The organism is Pseudomonas sp. Pso3, assembly GCF_055393275.1.
Genome location: NZ_AP043687.1, coordinates 1 through 20,062, shown reverse-complemented (window position 1 = coordinate 20,062; position 20,062 = coordinate 1). Strand labels below are relative to the sequence as shown.

Below are 20,062 nucleotides of genomic sequence, written 5' to 3'. Positions count from 1 at the left end.
GCCTTCGCGCGCCGGCAGACCCTCGATCCGCGGCCGGTGGACGTCAACGACCTGATCCTGTCCCTGGAAGAACTCTTCCAGCGCACCCTGGGCGAGCGCATCAGCCTGCGCAGCAGCCTCGCGTTGCAGCTACCGCCGGCGCGCACCGACACCAACCAGCTGGAAAACGCCCTGCTGAATCTGGTGATCAACGCCCGCGACGCCATGCCCGAAGGCGGCCAGCTGACCCTGGAAACCGCCCTCGATCACCTCACCGACCTAGCCGCCGAACACGACCTGCCGCCGGGCGACTATGTGCGTCTGACCATCGCCGACACCGGCAGCGGCATGCCCGCCGAGGTGGTAGACCGCGCCTTCGATCCCTTCTTCACCACCAAGCCCATCGGCCAGGGCACCGGCCTGGGCCTGTCGATGCTCTATGGCTTCATCAAGCAGTCCGGTGGCCACGTGACCCTGGAGAGTGAATTGGGCAGTGGCACCCGGGTCAGTCTCTGGCTGCCCTGTGCCCAGCCCGAGCGGCCGGCGGCGAGCGCGACGCCCCAGGCGGCCATCGCCCAGAGTCGGGGCGAACGCCTGCTGCTGGTGGAAGACGATGTCTCGGTGCGGCTGCTGTTGCGCGAGATGCTCACCGAGCTGGGCTATCGCGTGCGCACCGCGGCCAGTGCATCGGCGGCGCTCACCCTGGTCGACGGCGACCTGCCCTGTGACCTGCTGATCACCGATCTCGGCCTGCCGGATCTCGATGGCGCCGAGCTGGCAGGGCGCCTGCGCGAGCGCTGGCCGGAGCTGCCGGTGCTGTTCGTCAGCGGTCACGCCGAGCGCCCGACGCCGAACGGCGAGCCCTCGCTGGCCAAGCCGTTCCAGATCGATGCCCTGGCGCGGTTGCTGCGCCAGCTGCTGGACTGACCTAGGGTCGGAAGACCTTGCCGGTCACCAGGTCGCGAATCACGCTGGGATTCTTGCGCCCGCCCAGTTCACCCGTGAGGATGCCGTCCAGGCCATTGGGAAAGTATTGCTGAACCCGCAACCGCGTGCGGGCGGCCGGGCGACCGGCGGGATTGGCCGAGGTGGAGATCAGCGGCCCGGTCAGGGCGCAGAGTTCGCCCACCAGGGGATGCTCGGAGACTCGCAGCGCCACGGTGGCATGGGCGCCGGTCACCCAGCCGGGCAGGCGATTGTGGTGCGGCACCAGCCAGGTGTTGGGCCCCGGCCAGGTGCTGGCCAGCTTGGCCAGGGACTCTTCCGGCAGATCATGCAGCAGGAAGTCGAACTGGCGGATGTTGTCGGCCACCAGGATCAGACCCTTTTCCATGGGCCGATGCTTGAGCATCAGCAGGCGATAGACCGCGGCCTGATCCCAGGGATCGCAGCCCAGGCCCCAGACGGCCTCGGTGGGGTAGGCCAGGACGCCCCCCTCGCGCACGATTCGCGCCGCCTGCCGCACTCGCCAGCTGTTGTGCATCGCCTTGCCTCCGCCAAATCCCTGAAGTCTACCCGAGCGCGCCGCCGATGCCAGTCATCCCCCGCTAGCCGAGGCGACACCAGCTGCCCTGCTGCGCCACGATCCGGCCTTCCAGCTCCAGTTCGGTCAGCTGGACCAGCACCTCCGGCAGCGACAGCTCGCAGAGCCGCGCCAGTTCTTCGCTGTTGAGCGGTCCGGCGGCCAGCTGGCGCAACAGGGGATGCTCCTCGACCGCCGCGGTGGTAGCGAGCGGGGCCAGGCTACGCCAGCCCTGCAGGGCTTCGAGAATGTGTTCAACGCCTTCCACCAGCTGCGCGCCCTCGCGGATCAGCTGGTGACAGCCGCGAGCCCCGGGATGATGAATGGAGCCGGGCAGGGCGAACACCTCGCGGCCCTGTTCGGCGGCCAGGCGCGCGGTGATCAGCGAACCGCTGGAAGGACTGGCCTCCACCACCAGGGTACCCAGGCTGAGACCGCTGATGATCCGGTTGCGCCGTGGAAAGTTGCCGGCCTGGGGCGTGCAGTCCAGTGGCAACTCCGAGACCAGCACGCCGCCCTCGGCCAGCAGGCGCCGGGCGAGCCCCAGGTGCCGGCGCGGATAGAGCTGCCGCAGGCCGGTGCCGAGCACGGCGACCGTGCCGCCGCCGGCCTCCAGGGCGCCCTGGTGCGCCGCGCCATCGATGCCCAGCGCCAGGCCACTGGTGATGCAGAAGCCGGCCGCGGCCAGGCTGTGGGCGAAACGCCGGGCATTGTCCAGCCCCTGGGCGCTGGCCTGACGACTGCCTACCAGGGCCAGTTGCGGTCGTTCGAGCAACCCGACCCGTCCTTCGACGAACAGCAGCGGGGGTGGATCGGCGATCTCGGCGAGCAGCGCCGGATAGCGCTCGTCGCCCAGGCAGAGCAGGTGGCGTTCGGGGCCGTCCAGCCAGGCAAGGGCCTGGTCGACCCGTTCGCGGGTGGCGGGACTGCGGCGGGCCTCTGCGGCCACCGCCGGCAGGCGCAGGGCGCGCCAGGCGGAGGCCGGGGCACTGAGGGCGGCGCTGGCGCTGCCAAAGGCGTCCAGCAGCAGGCGCTGGCGCACGGCGCCGAGTTCGGGGAGTGCGTGCAGGCGCAGCCGAGCGTCCAGCTCGGCAGGGGAGAAGCTGGCCATGGTGTCGTCCTTGAGGGTGGCCGGTCGCCGTCCTGGCGACCCGGGAGGGGATTAGGGGTTGCGCACCTTGTCCATGATCGCCAGCTGGCGGGTGGCGGTCAGGATCAGGCCGTAGCTGATCTTGTCGTAGGTGCGAAAGACCATCAGCAGGCCGGCGCGCTCGTCGGGGATCTTCACCAGCTCGCCGGTGATGCGATCACGCACCGTCTCGCCGGTCTTGTAGACCGCCAGCACGTTGCCCTCGGCCAGGCCGTCACGAGCGCCCTTGTTGAGGGTCACCACATCGAACTGGCCGACCTGGGTGACGCCACGCGGCACATCGAGGATCAGGCCATTGATGTCGCGGGCCGGGGCGCTGGGCATGAAGGTGGAGTTCACCAGCCGCTCCTCGGTGGGGAACAGCCGGTCGCCCAGGCGCACCTCCTGGGTGGTGCGCGTCAGGCGCAGGGTGGCAATGTCGCCCTCCTGGGCGACCAGATCGGCGCTGCCGATGAAGTCGCCATTGATGCCGAGGAAGGCGCCGGTCTTGGGATCGACATAGGTCTTGCCCTGGCGGTAGATGCCGTAGGCCGAGACCCCCGGCTGCAGCTTGCCGCGCACATAGATGCGATCGCCGGCGCCGCTCACCACCCGCTCGGCGTTGCCGGCCACCACATAGGGCGCCGCCTGGAACTGTTCGGCCGAATCGATGGCGCGATTCTGCAAGAGGAAGCTGTTGACCGCTTCCAGCGGAATGGCCGGGATGGCTTCGGCGATGGGCGTGCTGCGCACCGTGGGCGACAGCTTGACCGTGCCGCGCGAGGCGCCGCGGTTGAGCTGCAGGCGCGGCTGACCGTCGACATAGCTCAGCACCAGGGTGTCGCCGGGATAGATGAGATGGGGATTCTTGATCTGCGGATTGGCCTGCCAGATCTCCGGCCATTCCCAGGGTTTGCTGAGGAATCTGGCGGAGATGTCCCAGAGGGTATCGCCGCGAACCACGGTGTAGCTTTCCGGGTGATCCTGACGCAGGGTGACCGCTGCGTACGCCGACTGCAGGGCGCCCCCTGCAACCAGCAGCAGGGCGAACAAAGATTTCCTCATGCGTCGAATCCCTTTACACTCTTGGCCTTGAAGAACCGTCTTCACGCAAACGTCGGGGAATCGCCCCAGTCGTGCCCTGATCGCCACCTTTGTCGGCACCGGGCAGCGCAGGCGCTCATCCCCGTCGACCGACGTCATCCACCACTCGGGACCAGCCCGAGCCGGGTGGAAACAACGCTGCGGCATCTTAGCAGCGCCCCTTGACTGTATTCCACAAGTGCCCTCAACGCCATGGCGATCCTAGACATCCTCGAATTCCCCGATCCCCGCCTGCGCACCGTCGCCAAGCCCATCGACACGGTGGACGACGCCCTGCGCCAGACCATCGACGACATGTTCGAGACCATGTACGAAGCGCCCGGCATCGGTCTGGCCGCCACCCAGGTCAACGTGCATCGCCGCCTGGTGGTGATCGACGTCAGCGAAGACAAGAGCGAGCCGCTGGTCTTCATCAATCCCGAGGCCGAGCCGCTCACCCAGGAACTGGGCGAGTATCAGGAAGGCTGCCTGTCGATTCCCGGCTTCTACGAAAAGGTCTGCCGCCCCGAGCGCGTCCGGGTCAAGGCCCTGGATCGCGACGGCAAGCCCTTCGAGCTGGAATGCGACGGCCTGCTGGCGGTGTGCATCCAGCACGAGATCGATCACCTCGACGGCAAGCTGTTCGTCGACTACCTGTCGCCGCTCAAGCGCGATCGCATCAAGAAAAAGCTCGAAAAGCAGCAGCGCCACAAGGCCTGATCGCCCTGGCGGACGGCGTCTTCGGCGTCCGCCGCTCGCCCTTTCCGCCAGGTCCGCCATGTCCAGATCCCTTCGCCTCGTCTTCGCCGGAACCCCGGAATTCGCCGCCGTGCACCTGCAGGCGCTGATCGATGCCGGTTATCCCATCGCCGCTGTCTATACCCAGCCGGATCGCCCCGCCGGGCGTGGCCAGAAACTGGCCATGAGTCCGGTCAAGCAGCTGGCGCTGAGCCACGGCATTCCCGTGCAGCAGCCGCCGACCCTGCGCGATCCCGCGGCCCAGGCCACCCTGGCGGCGCTGGAACCCGATCTGCTGGTGGTGGTGGCCTACGGCCTGATCCTGCCCCAGGCGGTGCTCGACATCCCGCGCCTGGGCTGCATCAACAGCCATGCCTCGCTGCTGCCGCGCTGGCGCGGCGCGGCGCCCATCCAGCGCGCCCTGGAGGCCGGCGATGCCGAATCCGGGGTCACCGTGATGCGCATGGAAGCCGGTCTGGATACCGGTCCCATGCTGAGCAAGGTGAGCACACCGCTGACCGCCGACGATACCGGCGGCAGCCTGCACGATCGCCTGGCCAGCCTGGGCGCCGCCGCCGTGGTCCAGGCGCTGCCGGGTCTGGCCGACGGCAGCCTGGCGGGCGAGGTGCAGGACGATGACCTGGCCACCTATGCGCACAAGCTCAACAAGGACGAGGCCCGGCTGGACTGGGGCCGTCCGGCGGTGGAACTGGAGCGCCGTATCCGCGCCTTCGATCCCTGGCCGCTGTGCCACACCGCCCTGGCCGGCGAACCCCTCAAGGTCTGGGCCGCGGAGCTGGCCGCAGGGCAGGGCGTTCCCGGCATGGTGCTGGATGCCGATCGCTCCGGCCTGCTGGTCGCCTGCGGCGAAGGCGCCCTGCGCCTGACCCGGCTGCAGCTGCCCGGGGGCAAGCCGCTAGGCTTCGCCGATCTCTACAACGCCCGTCGCGAGCGCTTCGCCCCCGGTCAGGTGCTGGGTCTATGAATCCGCGGCTGGCAGCTACCCGCGCCCTGGCGGCGGTCCTCGCCGGCCGCGCCTCCCTCGGCAGCAGCCTGCCCGAGCAACTGGCCAAGGTCGATCCGCGTGACCGCGCCCTGGCCCAGGATCTGGCCTTCGGCACCGCCCGCTGGCAGCCGCGCCTGTCGCTGCTGGCGGAAAAGCTCATGGATAAACCCTTCAAGGCCGGCGACCGCGATCTCGAAGCGCTGCTGCTGATCGGGCTCTACCAGCTGTTCCACACGCGCATCCCCGCCCACGCCGCCATCGGCGAGACGGTGGGCTGCGTCGACAAGCTGAAGAAATCCTCGGCCAAGGGCCTGCTCAACGCCGTGCTGCGCCGCGCCCAGCGCGAATACGACAGCCTGCTGCCGGCCCTGGAGCATGACCCAGCGGCGCGCCTGGCCCATCCGCGCTGGCTGCAGAAAGCCCTCAAGGCGCGCTGGCCGGAGCACTGGGAAGCCATCGCCAGGGCCAACAACCTGCACCCGCCGCTGATCCTCAGGGTCAATCGCCGCCAGGGCAGTCGCGATGCCTATCTGGCCGAGCTGGCCGCCGCCGATATCGACGCCGTGCCCTGCGCCTTCAGCGCCGACGGCATCCGCCTGCTGCAGCCCCAGGACGTCACCGCCTTGCCGGGTTTTGCCGCGGGTCGCTTGAGCGTGCAGGACGAAGCCGCGCAGCTGGCGGCCGAACTGCTGGAACTGGCGCCCGGCCAGCGGGTGCTGGACGCCTGCGCCGCGCCCGGAGGCAAGACCTGCCATCTGCTGGAAAGTGAGCCGGGGCTGGCCGAGGTGGTGGCGCTGGACGCCGATGCCGGCCGCCTGCAGCGGGTCGAGCAGAATCTGGCGCGTCTGGGCCTCACCGCGCGCACCCTGGCTGCCGATGGCCGTGCCGTGGCCGACTGGTGGGACGGCACGCCCTTCCAGCGCATCCTGCTGGACGCCCCCTGCAGCGCCACCGGGGTGATCCGCCGCCATCCGGACATCAAGCTGACCCGCCAGGCCAGCGACATCGCGCCCCTGGTGCAGCTGCAGGGCGAATTGCTGGACGCCCTCTGGCCGACGCTGGAGGTGGGCGGCATCCTGGTCTACGCCACCTGTTCGGTGCTACCGGAAGAAAACAGCAGCAACCTCGCCGCCTTTCTCGCCCGCACCCCCGGCGCCCGCGAACTGGACATCCCCGCTACCTGGGGCCTTGCCCAGCCCCATGGTCGCCAGCTCCTGCCGCAGCCCGACGGCCATGACGGCTTCTATTACTGCAAGCTGATCAAGATCGCCAAGTAGGAGACCTCACCATGCTCGAATCCCTGGAGAAGATGCTCGCCCGCGGCCAGGACAACGCCCTGCTCAGATTCGGTCTGGGCAAGGGCTATCTGGATGCCGGAGAGCCTGCACGGGCGATCGAGCACCTGGCGCGCTGCGTCGAATTCGATCCGACCTATTCGGCGGCCTGGAAGCTGCTGGGCAAGGCCCATGAGGGGAGTGCCGACCTGGCCAGCGCCGAGGCGGCCTGGATCCAGGGCCTGCAGGCAGCGCAAGCCAGGGGCGACAAGCAGGCGGAAAAGGAAATGACGGTGTTTCTCAAGCGCCTGGCGCGCCGCGCTCAGTCCTGATCGCGGAGGAATCTGAGGCCCGCGCCGTCACCGTCGGTGCGCATGACTTCCATGGTCACCTTGGGCGCTTCGATCGGCAGGTCGAGCACCTGGCCGACCACGCGGGTGCCTTGCGGCAGCCGGGTCAGCTCGGGGTGCACCACATAGACGCCGCCATCGGACAGGTCACGGGTCTCGCCGACGATCTCGCCATCCGGATAGGCGATCCACAGCCGGCACTTGAGCGGGGTACGGGTATGCTGGCGCTGATCGCGCGAATTCATCGCCTGACTCCCTGGCTTAGGCGCTCCCTTGAGGTCCTGGCAGCTTCCGGCAAAGCCCGGCGCCTGTCAGCCGCGCACCGACCGAACGGTGCTGGCGAAGCGCCGAGCGATAGGTCATAGGACCACCGCCTGCCCCTCAGCGCCCGGGCAGGACCCGGGCGCTAGACCTCAGTACCACTTCTCCTCGCCATCCGGGCGATTCTTGAATCTCTTCATGCTCCACATGTACTGGGTCGGATAGCGCCGCACGTAGCCGGCCAGCACCTCGCTCATGGCGGCCACCGAGACCTCCGGATCCGGGTCGTACATGGCCGGCGGCGCGGCTTCCAGGATCACCTTGTAGCCGCTGCCGTCTGCCAGGCGCACGGCATGGAAGAACACCCCGCGGGCCTTGCCACGCGCCAGCAGCGAGGGCACGAACTTGCTGGTCAGGGCGGTGGTGCCGAGGAAGGGCACGAAGAGGCCGGCGCTGCGACTCGGCTCGGGATCGGCCGGAATGCCCACGGCGCCGCCGCGCCGGACTTCCTTGATCACGCTGATGATGCCTTCCGGGGTGGAGGGCGCCACCCGATTGCCCAGCTGTACCCGCTGGCGCTTGAGCAGCTCGTCCACCGCCTTGAGCTTGGGCGGCCGGTAGAAGATGATCGGCTTGGCGTGGGAGCAGTAAAAGTGGTTGAGCAACTCCCAGTTGCCCAGGTGGCTGGTGATGCCCACCACGCCATCGCCGGAGGCCAGGGCTTCCTGCAGGACGTCCATCCCTTCCACCTCGCGCACCAGGCGCAAGGAACGCTTCGGCGACCAGATCCAGGCGCAGGCGCTTTCGGTCAGAGTCTTGCCGATGCCGCGCAGGCACTCGCGCGACAGCCGTTCCAGACCGGCGGCATCGAGTTCGGGAAAACAGTGGGCGAGGTTGATACGGGTGACCTTGCTGGCGCGGGTCGGCAGCTTCCACATGCACCAGCCGATGAATCCACCCAGGCGCTGCACCAGCGGCCAGGGCAGCAGGGCGAAAAGGCGCAGGAAGGCGATCATCAGCGCGCCTTTGAATCTTTCCAAAAGAGGGGCTCCTGTCTGAATGCCCAGACAGTTTACCGTCTACAGACCCCGGAAACGTTAAGAAAGCGTAAGGTTCGCGCCAACTGGCAGCTATACATTCGACTTTTCCTGCAGCTCTGCCGACGCAGACGCCAATTCGCCATGGCGGTCGCAGTCGAGGGTATGGTCCATGACCAGGCCCATGGCCTGCATGAAGGCATAGCAGATGGTCGGCCCGACAAAGGTGAAACCGGCCCGCTTGAGCGCCTTGCTCATGGCCTCGGCTTCCGGGGTGATCGCCGGTACCTCGCTGCGATCACGGAAACGATTGATGCGCGGAGTACCGCCGACAAAGGACCACAGCCAGCCGGCAGGGTCTTCGAGGCGCAACCAGGCCTGGGCATTCTGACGAGCGGCGCGCAGCTTGGCGCCATTGCGGATGATGCCCGGGTCCTGCATCAGCACCGCGATCTCGGCATCGCTCAACTGCGCCAGGCGCCTGGGATCGAAGCCATGCAGCACCTGACGATAGCGCTCGCGCTTCTTCAGCACGGTGATCCACGACAGTCCGGCCTGGAAGCCCTCCAGCAGGAGGAATTCGAAGAGCACCGCCGGATCGCGCTGGGGCACGCCCCACTCGTGGTCGTGATACTCGATGTACAACGGATCGGCGGTGCACCAGAAGCAACGCGGCATGGCGAAGACTCGGTCGAGGAGGGAAGGCCTCACCTTAGCGCAATTGCCCGCCAGCGGAGACAGCCCGTCCGGACTACCCGGCCAGCCGCCCGGCCGCGACACGCGCCCCATGCGGGCGACGGCGGCTTTCGGCTATACTCCCCGGCTTTTCGTCGCAGCCGAACGGGTATTTTTCGTGAGCCAGTCCAAGCCCACCGTGCGCACCTTCCAAGACTTGATCCTGGCCTTGCAGCAATACTGGGCCGAGCAGGGCTGCGTGGTACTCCAGCCCTATGACATGGAAGTCGGCGCCGGTACCTTCCACACCGCCACCTTCCTGCGCGCCATCGGTCCCGAGACCTGGAACGCCGCCTATGTGCAGCCCAGCCGCCGCCCCACCGACGGCCGCTACGGCGAGAACCCCAATCGCCTGCAGCACTACTACCAGTTCCAGGTGGTCTTGAAGCCCAACCCGGACAACTTCCAGGAGCTCTACCTCGGCTCCCTGGCCGCCATCGGCCTGGATCCGCTGGTGCACGACGTGCGCTTCGTCGAGGACAACTGGGAATCGCCCACCCTGGGCGCCTGGGGTCTGGGCTGGGAAGTCTGGCTCAACGGCATGGAAGTCACCCAGTTCACCTACTTCCAGCAGGCCGGCGGCATCGAGTGCTACCCGGTGACCGGCGAGATCACCTATGGCCTGGAGCGCCTGGCCATGTACCTGCAGGGCGTGGATTCGGTCTATGACCTGATCTGGGCCGACGGTCCCTTCGGCACCGTGACCTACGGCGACGTCTTCCACCAGAACGAGGTGGAGCAGAGCACCTACAACTTCGAGCACGCCAATGTGCCCAAGCTGTTCGAGCTGTTCGACTTCTACGAGTCCGAGGCCAATCGCCTGATCGCCCTGGACCTGCCGCTGCCCACCTACGAGATGGTGCTCAAGGCCTCCCACACCTTCAACCTGCTGGACGCCCGCCGTGCCATCTCGGTGACCGAGCGCCAGCGCTACATCCTGCGCGTGCGCACCCTGGCGCGCAGCGTCGCCCAGGGCTACTTCAAGGCCCGGGCCCGGCTGGGCTTCCCGCTGGCCAGCCCCGCGCTGCGTGACGAGGTCCTGGGTCGTGACGATGTCCAGGCGCTGCTCAAGGAGGGCGAATGATGAGCACCACTCTGGATTTCCTGGTCGAACTAGGTACCGAAGAACTGCCACCCAAGGCGCTCAAGACCCTTGGCGACAGCTTTCTCGCCGGCATTGAGAAGGGCCTCAAGCAGGCCGGTCTCGGCTATGCCGGCGCCCGCGCCTATGCCGCGCCGCGCCGTCTGGCGGTGCTGGTCGAAGCCCTGCAGACCCAGCAGCCCGAGCGTAGCGTCAACCTGGACGGCCCGCCGCTCCAGGCCGCCTTTGGCGCCGATGGCCAGCCGACCCAGGCGGCCCTGGGCTTCGCCCGCAAGTGTGGCGTCGACATCAGCGCCATCGACCGCAGCGGTCCCAAGCTGAGATTCTCCCAGAGCATTCCCGGTCAACCGGCGGCCAGCCTGCTGCCCGGCATCGTCGAAGCCTCCCTGGCCGAGCTGCCGATTCCCAAGCGCATGCGCTGGGCCGCCCGCCGCGAGGAATTCGTGCGTCCCACCCAGTGGCTGGTGATGCTGCTAGGTGACGAGGTCATCGACTGCGAGATCCTGACCCGCCGCGCCGGCCGTGAGTCCCGCGGTCATCGCTTCCACCATCCCGACGCCGTGCGCATCAGCGCGCCGGCCCACTACGCCGCCGACCTGCGCGCCGCCCATGTGCTGGCCGACTTCGCCGAACGGCGTCAGCTGATCGAGTCCCGCGTGGCCGAACTGGCCGCGGCGGAGCAGGGCAGCGCCGTGGTGCCGCCCGCGCTGCTGGACGAGGTGACCGCCCTGGTGGAATGGCCGGTGCCGCTGGTCTGCGCCTTCGAGGAACGCTTCCTCGAGGTGCCCCAGGAAGCCCTGATCACCACCATGCAGGACAACCAGAAGTACTTCTGCCTGCTGGACGCCCAGGGCAAGCTCCTGCCGCGCTTCATCACCGTGGCCAACCTGGAGAGCAAGGACCCGGCGCAGATCGTCAGCGGCAACGAGAAGGTGGTCCGCCCCCGTCTCACCGACGCCGAGTTCTTCTTCAAGCAGGACCAGAAGCAGCCGCTGGAAAGCTTCAACGAGCGTCTCAAGAACGTGGTCTTCCAGGCCCAGCTCGGCACCGTCTACGACAAGGCCCAGCGCGTCGCCGCCCTGGCCGCCTTTATCGCCGAACGCATCGGCGGTGATGCCGAGCGCGCCCACCGCGCCGGTGTGCTCGCCAAGTGCGACCTGGCCACCGAGATGGTCGGCGAATTCCCGGAGATGCAGGGCATCGCCGGCTACTACTACGCCAAGAAGGGCGGCGAGGCCGACGACGTGGCCCTGGCGCTCAACGAGCAGTACATGCCGCGCGGCGCCGGCGCCGAATTGCCGCAGACCCTGACCGGGGCCGCCGTGGCCCTGGCCGACAAGCTCGACACCCTGGTCGGCATCTTTGGCATCGGCATGCTGCCCACCGGCAGCAAGGACCCCTTCGCCCTGCGCCGTCAGGCCCTGGGGGTGCTGCGCATCCTCATCGAGAAGGGCCTGGAGCTGGATCTGCCAGCCGCCGTCGCCTTCGCCATCGCCGGTTACGGCGAGCGGGTCAAGGCCGCGGGGCTGCAGGAGCAGGTGCTGGACTTCGTCTTCGACCGCCTGCGTGCCCGCTACGAGGACGAAGGCGTCGACACCGCCGCCTACCTGGCCGTGCGGGCCCTGCGCCCGGCTTCGGCGCTGGACTTCGATCAGCGCGTCCAGGCCGTGCAAGCCTTCCGCCGCCTGCCCGAAGCCGAAGCCCTGGCCGCCGCCAACAAGCGCGTCTCCAACCTGCTCGGCAAGTTCGAGGGCACGGTCGCCACCCAGGCCGATGCCGCCCTGTTCGAGACCGACGCCGAGCGCACCCTGGCCGCGGCCATCGCCGATGCCGAGCGGGAAGCCGCGCCCCTGGCCGAAGCTCGCCGTTATCGCGAAGCCCTGGAGCGCCTGGCCAGCCTGCGCGCCCCGGTGGATGCCTTCTTCGACGAGGTATTGGTCAACGCCGAGGACGAGCGCGTCCGCGCCAATCGCTATGCGCTGCTCGCCCACCTGCGTGGCCTGTTCCTGGGCATCGCCGACATCTCGGTGCTGGGCTAGGGCATGAAGCTGATCGTGCTGGACCGCGATGGCGTCATCAATGTCGATTCCGATGACTACGTGCGCAGCGCCGAGCAGTGGCAACCGCTGCCCGGCAGCCTCGCCGCCATCGCTCGCCTGAACCGGGCCGGTTGGCAGGTGGCCGTGGCCACCAACCAGTCCGGCCTGGCCCGCGGCTACTTCACGGAAGACGACCTGACGGCCATGCACGAGAAACTGCAGCGGCTGCTGGCGGAGGAGGGCGGTCGGGTCGACCTGATCCTGCACTGCCCCCATGGCCCGGAAGCGGGCTGCGACTGCCGCAAGCCGCTGCCCGGCCTGTTTCGCGCCATCGCCCACCACTATGGCCGTGCCGACCTGAGCGGCGTGCCGGTGGTGGGCGACAGCCTGCGCGATCTGGAAGCCGGCGTGGCCCTTGGCTGCACGCCCTGTCTGGTGCGGACCGGCAAGGGTGAACGCACCCTGGCCAAGCCTTTGCCAGCCGGCACCCGGGTCTTCGTCGACCTGGCCGCGGTGGCTGATCACCTGCTCGAGGAAGCGCCCTGATGCGGCTCTTGCGTACCCTGTTGTTCTATGTGCTGCTGGGAACCAGCGGCATCCTCTGGTCCTGCGTCAGCCTGCTGATCGCGCCCTTCCTGGCCTATCGCGCCCGCTATCGGCTGGTGGTCAAGGCCTGGACCGGTTTCGCCGTCTGGCTGGCCAAGGTCATCTGCGGCATCCGCTACGAGATCGAAGGCCTGGAAAACGTCCCGGCGCAGCCCTGCGTGATCGTGGCCAACCACCAGAGCACCTGGGAAACCTTTTTCCTGTCCGCCCAGTTCGAGCCCACCTCCCAGGTGATCAAGCGCGAATTGCTGCGGATCCCCTTCTTTGGCTGGGCCTTCTCGCTGCTCAAGCCGATCGCCATCGACCGCGACAACGGCAAGCTGGCCCTGCAGCAGCTGACGGAGCAGGGCGGTCGCTACCTGGCCCAGGGTTGCTGGGTTCTGATCTTTCCCCAGGGCACCCGCATCGATCATGGCCAGATGGGCAAGTTCTCTCGCGGTGGCGCCGCCCTGGCCTGCAGCCTGAACGTGCCCATCCTGCCCATCGCCCATGACGCCGGTGCCTACTGGCCCAATCGCTCCTGGATCAAGTCGCCGGGGACCATCAAGGTCAGCATCGGTCCGCTGCTCCATCCCCAGGGTCAGGATCCGCGCGCCATCGTCGATCTCAATGCCCGCTGCTTCGCCTTCATCGAACAGGCTCTGGCGACCAAACCCGACGCCAGTCCCGCCCGCGCTGCGTAGCCTGACCGCCAGGCCGCGAGGCCTGGCTGTTTCCACCCCTTTTCCCACAGACTTACCCACAGGCCAGATCAAGCCTTTGATGTGGGCAGATTTTGGCCCGCTACCTCGGATGAGTCTTCATCCACAAGTACCGACAAGCTTATTCCCAGGCTTATCCACAGGATCATCCGTTATAGCCTGTGTCTCTATGCCGCATGGCACGGCCTCTTTACGCAAATTTTCTGTGGTGATCAAAAGCGGCTGAGGAAAACTATCCACAAAACCTCTGGCTATAAGATGAACGGCGTTCACTCCCGAGGAACGAAACGCTGCGGCTCTCTAGGCAGAATGTTTTCCACAAAAAAGCCCCGCATGGCGGGGCTTGTGCATAACCGCGGGATCAGACGTCGAGGTTCGACACGGCCAGGGCGTTGCTCTCGATGAAGTCGCGGCGCGGCTCCACCTGATCGCCCATCAGGGTGTTGAAGATCTGATCGGCGGCGATGGCGTCCTCGATGGTCACCTGCAGCATGCGGCGCACGTTCGGGTCCATGGTGGTTTCCCACAGCTGATCCGGATTCATCTCGCCCAGGCCCTTGTAGCGCTGGATGTTGAATCTCTTGCTGGTCTCCACCATCAGCCATTCCCAGGCTTCCTTGAAGGTGCTGACCGGGCGCCGGCGTTCGCCGCGCTTGGCGTAGGCGCCTTCCTCCAGCAGGTTGTCCAGCTGGGCGGCCAGCTCGGTCACCAGGCGGTAATCGTTGCTGCCGAAGAAATCCCGGTTGAAGGTGACGTAGCTGGACAGGCCGTGGGCACGGGTCTCGACCTCCGGCAGCCACAGGCTGCGCTCGCGGTCTTCGCGCAGGCTCAGGGTGTAGGTGGTGCCATTGCGCTCGGCAGCCTTCAGGCGCGTCTCCAGGCCGGCCAGCCACTGGCGCATGGCCGCCTCGTCACCCAGCTGCTCCACGCCCACGCGGGGCAGGTACAGCAGGTGTTCGCTGACGTCGGCCGGATAGAGGCGCGACAGGCGCTTGAAGGTCTTCATCACCTGGCGATAGCTGTTCACCAGCTTCTCGAGTTCCACGCCGGACAGGCCGGGGGCGTTCTCGTTGACGTGCAGGCTAGCTTCCTCGAGGGCGGTCTGGGTCAGGTATTCCTCCATCGCCTCGTCGTCCTTGATGTACTGCTCCTGCTTGCCACGCTTCACCTTGTACAGCGGCGGCTGGGCGATGTAGATGTAGCCCCGCTCGATCAACAGCGGCATCTGGCGGAAGAAGAAGGTCAGCAGCAGGGTACGGATGTGCGAACCGTCGACGTCAGCATCGGTCATGATGATGATGTTGTGGTAGCGCAGCTTGTCGATATTGAACTCTTCGCGACCGATACCGCAGCCCAGCGCGGTGATCAGGGTGCCCACCTCCTGGGAGGAGAGCATCTTGTCGAAGCGGGCCTTCTCGACGTTGAGGATCTTGCCCTTGAGCGGCAGGATCGCCTGGGTGCGCCGGTTGCGGCCCTGCTTGGCCGAACCACCGGCGGAGTCACCCTCCACGATGTAGAGTTCGGACAGCGCCGGGTCCTTTTCCTGGCAGTCCGCCAGCTTGCCGGGCAGACCGGCGATGTCCAGGGCGCCCTTGCGGCGGGTCATCTCCCGCGCCTTGCGCGCCGCTTCCCGGGCCCGGGCCGCGTCGATCATCTTGCCGACCACCGCCTTGGCCTCGTTGGGATTCTCCAGCAGGAAGTCGGAGAAGTACTTGCCCATCTCCTGCTCCACAGCGGTCTTCACCTCGGAGGAGACCAGCTTGTCCTTGGTCTGGGAGGAGAACTTGGGATCCGGCACCTTGACCGAGATGATGGCGGTCAGGCCTTCGCGGGCGTCGTCACCGGTGGTGGCCACCTTGAACTTCTTGGCCAGGCCCTCGGCCTCGATGTAGTTGTTCAGGTTGCGCGTCAGTGCCGAGCGGAAGCCCGCCAGGTGGGTACCGCCATCGCGCTGGGGAATGTTGTTGGTGAAGCAGAGGATGTTCTCGTTGAAGCTGTCGTTCCACTGCAGGGCCACTTCCACGCCGACGCCATCGTCGTCGCGCTGCACTTGGAAATGGAACACCTCGTTCACCGCGGTCTTGTTGGTGTTGAGGTAGTCGACGAAGGCACGCAGGCCGCCTTCGTACTTGAACAGCTCTTCCTTGCCGCTGCGCTCGTCGCGCAGGACGATGCCGACACCGGAGTTGAGGAAGGACAGCTCGCGAATCCGCTTGGCCAGGATGTCCCAGCTGAACTGGATGTTGCTGAAGGTCTCGGCGGACGGCTTGAAGTGCACCTGGGTACCGGTGGTGTCGGTCTCGCCGATCACCGCCAGCGGCGCCTGGGGCACGCCATGCACATAGACCTGCTCCCACACCTGGCCGGCGCGGCGAATGGTCAGCCGCAGCTCCTCGGACAGGGCGTTCACCACCGAGACGCCCACGCCGTGCAGGCCGCCGGACACCTTGTAGGTGTTGTCGTCGAACTTACCGCCGGCGTGCAGCACGGTCATGATGACCTCGGCCGCGGAAACGCCTTCTTCCTTGTGGATATCCACCGGGATGCCGCGACCGTTGTCGCGCACGGTGATGGATTCGTCCATGTGGATGGTGATGCTGATCTCGCTGCAGAAGCCGGCCAGGGCCTCGTCGATGGAGTTGTCCACCACCTCGAAGACCATGTGGTGCAGGCCGGTGCCGTCATCGGTGTCGCCGATGTACATGCCGGGGCGCTTGCGCACGGCATCCAGTCCCTTCAGCACCTTGATGCTGGAAGAGTCGTAGGTATTGGTCTCGCTCATGCTTGGCTCCCGCTAGTGTGGGTCTGCTTGATATGGCCGTGTTCCACGTGGAACACGCTGACCTCTGTCTCCGGCCGCCAGGCGGCCTGTAGCGTCTCGCGCTCGACACAGGTGATGAAGACTTGGCACTCCAGTGCCTCCAGCAGCCGGCACAAGGCCAGCCGGTGTCCCTCGTCCAGTTCCGAGGGCAGGTCGTCGATGAGATAGACGCACTGGCCCCGCTTGACCTGGTTGACCAGCCGCCCCTGGGCGATGCGCAGTGCGCACACCACCAGCTTCTGCTGGCCGCGCGACAGGATGTCCGCCGCGTTGTGATTGCCGATGCGGATCCGCAGGTCGGCGCGTTGGGGACCGGCCTGGGTATGCCCCAGCTGCAGATCCCGCGGCAGGCTGTCCGCCAGCACCTCGCGCAGATCGCGCTCGCGGTCCCAGCCGCGGTAGTAACTCAGGGTCAGGCCGTCGAGCTGGATCAGCTCGGCCAGCACCGCGGTGAATTCCGGTTTCAGGCGCTGGATATAGGCCTGGCGAAAGCCATCGATCTCGGCACTGGCCAGGGCCAGTTCCTGATCCCAGGCGGCCTGCGCCGCAGGGTCGATTTTACCACGTCTGAGCCAGTGATTTCGCTGCCTGAGCGCCTTTTGCAGGCGTTGCCATAGGGGCAGAAAACGCTGTTCCTCGTGGAACACGCCCCAGTCGAGAAACTGCCGTCTGATCTTGGGACTGCCTTCAAGCAGCCGGAAGCCGTCGGGGTTGATCAGCTGCAGCGGCAGCACCTCGGCCAGCTGCGCCGCACTGCGGGCATTCTCGCCATTGATGCGGATCTGGTAGTCGCCGCCGCGCTCGCGCTGGATGCCCAGGTTGCAATCCTGGCCCCCGGGCAGCCGCACCTGGCCGAACACCGTGCAGCTGGCCTGCTCGTGCTGGATGACCGGCGCCAGCTTGGTGCTGCGAAAGGAACGGGCCAGGCCCAGCAGGTGGATGGCTTCCAGCAGGCTGGTCTTGCCGCTGCCGTTGGCGCCGTGCAGCAGGTTGACCCGGGGCGAGGGCTGAAGCGCGACCGCCTGCAGATTGCGCAGGCGGTCGGCGTTGAAGCGGATCAGCGTCATCGAGCGGCGATCAGAGGCGCATCGGCATCACGACATAGGAGGAATCGTCGTTGCCCGCCTCCTGCAACAGCGCACTGCTGCTGGAATCGGACAGGGTGATGCGCACCTGGTCGGTGGTCATCACGCCGAGCACGTCGAGCAGGTAGCTGACGTTGAAGCCGATCTCCAGGCTGCCGCCGTCGTAGTCGACCTGCAGTTCTTCCTCGGCCTCTTCCTGCTCCGGGTTGTTGGCCTGGATCTTCATGAAGCCGTTTTCCAGTTGCAGGCGGATACCGCGGTACTTCTCGTTGGAGAGAATGGCGGTGCGGCTGAATGCCTCGCGCAGGTGCTGACGTTCGCCCAGCACCAGCTTGTCGCCATGCCGCGGCAGGACGCGCTCGTAGTCGGGGAACTTGCCGTCCACCAGCTTGGAGGTAAAGGTGAAGTCCCCGGTGGTGGCGCGGATATGGTGCTGGCCCAGCACCACGTTGACCGGCTCCTCCGGCTCGGTGAGCAGGCGCGACAGTTCCAGGATGCCCTTGCGCGGCACGATGACCTGGTGCTTCTCGGCCTGGTCGACGTCGGCTTCCAGCATGCACATGGCCAGGCGGTGACCGTCGGTGGCCACGGCGCGCAGGCGCCCGGTGCTGGCTTCGAGCAGCATGCCGTTGAGGTAGTAGCGCACGTCCTGCTGGGCCATGGCGAAGCCGGTGCGCTCGATCAGACGGCGCAGGCGGCCTTGGGGAATGCTGAACTTCAGCGAACCCGGACCTTCCTCCACGGTGGGGAAGTCGTTGGCCGGCAGGGTGGACAGGGTGAAACGGCTGCGTCCGGCACGGATCAGCAGCTTCTGCTCCTCGGTGCGGATGTCGATCAGCGCATCGGGCTGCAGGCTCTTGCAGATATCCATCAGCTTGCGCGCCGGCACGGTGATTTCGCCGGCTTCGGCGGCTTCTTCCAGATCGACCCGGCCAACCAGCTCGACTTCCAGGTCGGTACCGGTCAGCGACAGCCGCTGGCCTTCCACGACCAGGAGTACGTTGGACAGCACCGGCAGCGTTTGCCGACGTTCCACGACACCGGCCACCAACTGCAGCGGTTTCAACAGGGCTTCGCGTTGAATGGTGAAATGCATGGTCAGGTCCTTGCCAGGGCCGCGTCCGTCAGGTCGTCAGGGTACGCAGCAGGTTCTTGTAATCCTCGCGGATATCCGCGTCGGATTCCCGAAGTTCGGCGATCTTGCGACAGGCGTGCAACACCGTCGTGTGATCGCGTCCGCCAAAGGCGTCGCCGATTTCCGGCAGGCTGTGGTTGGTCAGCTCCTTGGACAGCGCCATGGCGACCTGCCGCGGCCGGGCGACCGAACGCGAGCGGCGTTTGGACAGCAGATCGGCGATCTTGATCTTGTAGTACTCGGCCGCGGTGCGCTGGATGTTGTCGATGCTGACCAGCTTGTCCTGCAGTGCCAGGAGATCCTTGAGCGATTCGCGGATCAGCTCGATGGTGATGTCGCGGCCCATGAAGTGGGCATGGGCGATTACCCGCTTGAGCGCGCCTTCCAGTTCCCGCACGTTGGAGCGGATGCGCTGGGCAATAAAGAAGGCGGCGTCGTGGGGCAGGTCGACCTTGGCCTGGTCGGCCTTCTTCATCAGGATCGCCACCCGCGTTTCCAGCTCCGGCGGCTCCACCGCCACGGTGAGACCCCAGCCGAAGCGCGACTTGAGCCGCTCTTCCAGGCCGTCGATCTCCTTGGGATAGCGGTCGCTGGTGAGGATCACCTGTTGTCCACCTTCGAGCAGGGCATTGAAGGTGTGGAAAAACTCTTCCTGCGAACGCTCCTTGCGGGCGAAGAACTGGATGTCGTCGATCAGCAGCGCGTCCACCGAGCGGTAGAAGCGCTTGAATTCGTTGATGGCGTTGAGCTGCAGCGCCTTGACCATGTCGGCGACGAAGCGCTCCGAATGCAGATAGACGATCTTGGCGTTCGGATTGCGCTTGAGCAGGTGGTTGCCCACCGCGTGCATCAGGTGGGTCTTACCCAGACCCACGCCCCCATAAAGGAAGAGCGGGTTGTACCCGTGCTTGGGATTGTCCGCCACCTGCCAGGCCGCGGCGCGGGCCAGCTGGTTGGACTTGCCCTCGACGAAGTTCTCGAAGGTGAAGGTGCGATTCAGGTAGCTGGTGTGCTTGAGCGCACCCTCCACCTGCACGGTGCGTTCGGTCTTGACCGCCGGCTCGTCGGCCTCGGCCAGTTCCGCGGTCACGTCTTCCAGGGCGACGCCCGCGGTGACGATGTCCGATTGGATCGGCTGCGGAGCCTGCACCGGAGGAGGCAGCGGGGTGCTCTGGCTACTTGGCGTCTGCGCCGGACGCGGCTTGTTGCTGCGCTTGCTGCCGATCAACAGGGACAGCACCGGGGCGATGCCGTCGTCGGCATGTTCCTCGAGCAATTCGAGGATGCGGCTCAGGTACTTCTCGTTGACCCAGTCGAGCACGAAGCGATTGGGCGCGAACACCCGCAGCTCATCCCCTTCCGCTTCCACCTGCAGTGGCCGGATCCAGGTATTGAATTGTTGCGAAGGCAGCTCGTCGCGCAGCACATCCACGCAACGTTGCCAGAGTTCGACCGACAC

Annotated in this window: 19 protein-coding genes and 1 pseudogene; 10 read left to right on the top strand and 10 right to left on the bottom strand. The window is 66.7% G+C overall.

The genetic code is table 11. The annotated features are described in order from the left end of the window. Positions 1 to 204 precede the first annotated feature (204 nt). Together ACZ5R1_RS00100 and ACZ5R1_RS00095 are read left to right on the top strand one after the other, a co-directional pair. Positions 205 to 447 (top strand): annotated as a pseudogene (locus ACZ5R1_RS00100) (ATP-binding protein); the annotation flags it as partial. 174 nt (positions 448 to 621) lie between these two features. Next, a complete protein-coding gene (locus tag ACZ5R1_RS00095) occupies positions 622 to 906 on the top strand; it encodes a response regulator (RefSeq protein WP_420030764.1) in 285 nt (94 codons plus the stop codon). A gap of 1 nt (position 907) precedes the next feature. On the opposite strand, the gene tsaC is transcribed toward ACZ5R1_RS00095, so the two are convergent. From tsaC to ACZ5R1_RS00080, 3 genes are all read right to left on the bottom strand, one after another. Further along, positions 908 to 1,462, bottom strand: a complete 555-nt coding sequence (gene tsaC, locus ACZ5R1_RS00090) for an L-threonylcarbamoyladenylate synthase type 1 TsaC (protein WP_042134987.1) — start codon at positions 1,460 to 1,462, stop codon at positions 908 to 910. Positions 1,463 to 1,526: 64 nt separating this feature from the next. Next, a complete protein-coding gene (gene dprA / locus ACZ5R1_RS00085; RefSeq protein WP_042134985.1) occupies positions 1,527 to 2,612 on the bottom strand; it encodes a DNA-processing protein DprA in 1,086 nt (361 codons plus the stop codon). A 51-nt stretch (positions 2,613 to 2,663) separates the two neighbouring features. Next, on the bottom strand, positions 2,664 to 3,695 hold the full coding sequence (locus ACZ5R1_RS00080) for a LysM peptidoglycan-binding domain-containing protein (protein ID WP_027598734.1): 1,032 nt from the start codon (positions 3,693 to 3,695) through the stop codon (positions 2,664 to 2,666). 231 nt (positions 3,696 to 3,926) lie between these two features. Here ACZ5R1_RS00080 and def point away from each other — a divergent pair, with 231 nt between their 5' ends. From def to ACZ5R1_RS00060, 4 genes are read left to right on the top strand one after another with little or no spacing between them, the layout of a single operon-like run. Then, complete coding sequence (gene def / locus ACZ5R1_RS00075) at positions 3,927 to 4,433, top strand: peptide deformylase (RefSeq protein ID WP_007160149.1); 507 nt, start codon at positions 3,927 to 3,929, stop codon at positions 4,431 to 4,433. Between the two features lie 58 nt (positions 4,434 to 4,491). Next, on the top strand, positions 4,492 to 5,436 hold the full coding sequence (fmt, locus tag ACZ5R1_RS00070; protein WP_027598733.1) for a methionyl-tRNA formyltransferase: 945 nt from the start codon (positions 4,492 to 4,494) through the stop codon (positions 5,434 to 5,436). Then, positions 5,433 to 6,734, top strand: coding sequence for a 16S rRNA (cytosine(967)-C(5))-methyltransferase RsmB (gene rsmB, locus ACZ5R1_RS00065; RefSeq protein WP_042134983.1), 1,302 nt, complete (start codon positions 5,433 to 5,435; stop codon positions 6,732 to 6,734). The genes fmt and rsmB overlap by 4 nt, the downstream gene beginning before the upstream one ends. Before the next feature lie 11 nt (positions 6,735 to 6,745). Beyond that, positions 6,746 to 7,063, top strand: coding sequence for a tetratricopeptide repeat protein (locus ACZ5R1_RS00060; RefSeq protein WP_464712747.1), 318 nt, complete (start codon positions 6,746 to 6,748; stop codon positions 7,061 to 7,063). Here the strand turns inward: ACZ5R1_RS00060 and ACZ5R1_RS00055 are convergent. The 3 genes from ACZ5R1_RS00055 to ACZ5R1_RS00045 form a co-directional block, all read right to left on the bottom strand. Then, positions 7,054 to 7,326, bottom strand: a complete 273-nt coding sequence (locus ACZ5R1_RS00055; protein ID WP_007160145.1) for a PilZ domain-containing protein — start codon at positions 7,324 to 7,326, stop codon at positions 7,054 to 7,056. The genes ACZ5R1_RS00060 and ACZ5R1_RS00055 overlap by 10 nt on opposite strands. A gap of 168 nt (positions 7,327 to 7,494) precedes the next feature. Continuing rightward, positions 7,495 to 8,382 carry a lysophospholipid acyltransferase gene (locus ACZ5R1_RS00050; protein ID WP_027598730.1) on the bottom strand — a complete coding sequence of 296 codons (888 nt, stop codon included), beginning with the start codon at positions 8,380 to 8,382 and terminating at the stop codon, positions 7,495 to 7,497. A gap of 90 nt (positions 8,383 to 8,472) precedes the next feature. After that, the gene (locus ACZ5R1_RS00045) at positions 8,473 to 9,057 is read right to left on the bottom strand and encodes a DNA-3-methyladenine glycosylase I (protein ID WP_027598729.1); all 585 of its coding nucleotides are present in this window, start codon (positions 9,055 to 9,057) and stop codon (positions 8,473 to 8,475) included. Positions 9,058 to 9,232: 175 nt separating this feature from the next. Between ACZ5R1_RS00045 and glyQ the strand changes: the two genes are divergently transcribed. From glyQ to ACZ5R1_RS00025, 4 genes are read left to right on the top strand one after another with little or no spacing between them, the layout of a single operon-like run. Continuing rightward, positions 9,233 to 10,198: a glycine--tRNA ligase subunit alpha gene (glyQ, locus tag ACZ5R1_RS00040; protein ID WP_150340262.1), complete on the top strand. Its 966-nt coding sequence runs from the start codon at positions 9,233 to 9,235 to the stop codon at positions 10,196 to 10,198. Then, on the top strand, positions 10,198 to 12,255 hold the full coding sequence (gene glyS / locus ACZ5R1_RS00035; RefSeq protein WP_027598727.1) for a glycine--tRNA ligase subunit beta: 2,058 nt from the start codon (positions 10,198 to 10,200) through the stop codon (positions 12,253 to 12,255). The genes glyQ and glyS overlap by 1 nt, the downstream gene beginning before the upstream one ends. A gap of 3 nt (positions 12,256 to 12,258) precedes the next feature. After that, positions 12,259 to 12,801, top strand: a complete 543-nt coding sequence (gene gmhB, locus ACZ5R1_RS00030) for a D-glycero-beta-D-manno-heptose 1,7-bisphosphate 7-phosphatase (protein WP_027598726.1) — start codon at positions 12,259 to 12,261, stop codon at positions 12,799 to 12,801. After that, positions 12,801 to 13,544 (top strand): lysophospholipid acyltransferase family protein, encoded by a 744-nt coding sequence (locus ACZ5R1_RS00025; protein ID WP_027598725.1) that lies wholly within the window; start codon positions 12,801 to 12,803, stop codon positions 13,542 to 13,544. Before gmhB ends, ACZ5R1_RS00025 begins: the two co-directional genes overlap by 1 nt. A gap of 379 nt (positions 13,545 to 13,923) precedes the next feature. Here ACZ5R1_RS00025 and gyrB read toward each other — a convergent pair whose 3' ends face one another. The 4 genes from gyrB to dnaA are packed head-to-tail and all read right to left on the bottom strand — an operon-like array spanning position 13,924 to position 20,062. After that, on the bottom strand, positions 13,924 to 16,344 hold the full coding sequence (gene gyrB / locus ACZ5R1_RS00020) for a DNA topoisomerase (ATP-hydrolyzing) subunit B (RefSeq protein WP_027598724.1): 2,421 nt from the start codon (positions 16,342 to 16,344) through the stop codon (positions 13,924 to 13,926). Continuing rightward, positions 16,341 to 17,450: a DNA replication/repair protein RecF gene (gene recF, locus ACZ5R1_RS00015; protein ID WP_007160137.1), complete on the bottom strand. Its 1,110-nt coding sequence runs from the start codon at positions 17,448 to 17,450 to the stop codon at positions 16,341 to 16,343. Before recF ends, gyrB begins: the two co-directional genes overlap by 4 nt. A 10-nt stretch (positions 17,451 to 17,460) precedes the next feature. Continuing rightward, the gene (dnaN, locus tag ACZ5R1_RS00010) at positions 17,461 to 18,564 is read right to left on the bottom strand and encodes a DNA polymerase III subunit beta (protein ID WP_007160136.1); all 1,104 of its coding nucleotides are present in this window, start codon (positions 18,562 to 18,564) and stop codon (positions 17,461 to 17,463) included. Positions 18,565 to 18,592: 28 nt separating this feature from the next. Continuing rightward, entirely contained in the window at positions 18,593 to 20,062 is a 1,470-nt protein-coding gene (dnaA, locus tag ACZ5R1_RS00005) for a chromosomal replication initiator protein DnaA (RefSeq protein ID WP_007160135.1), read from the bottom strand.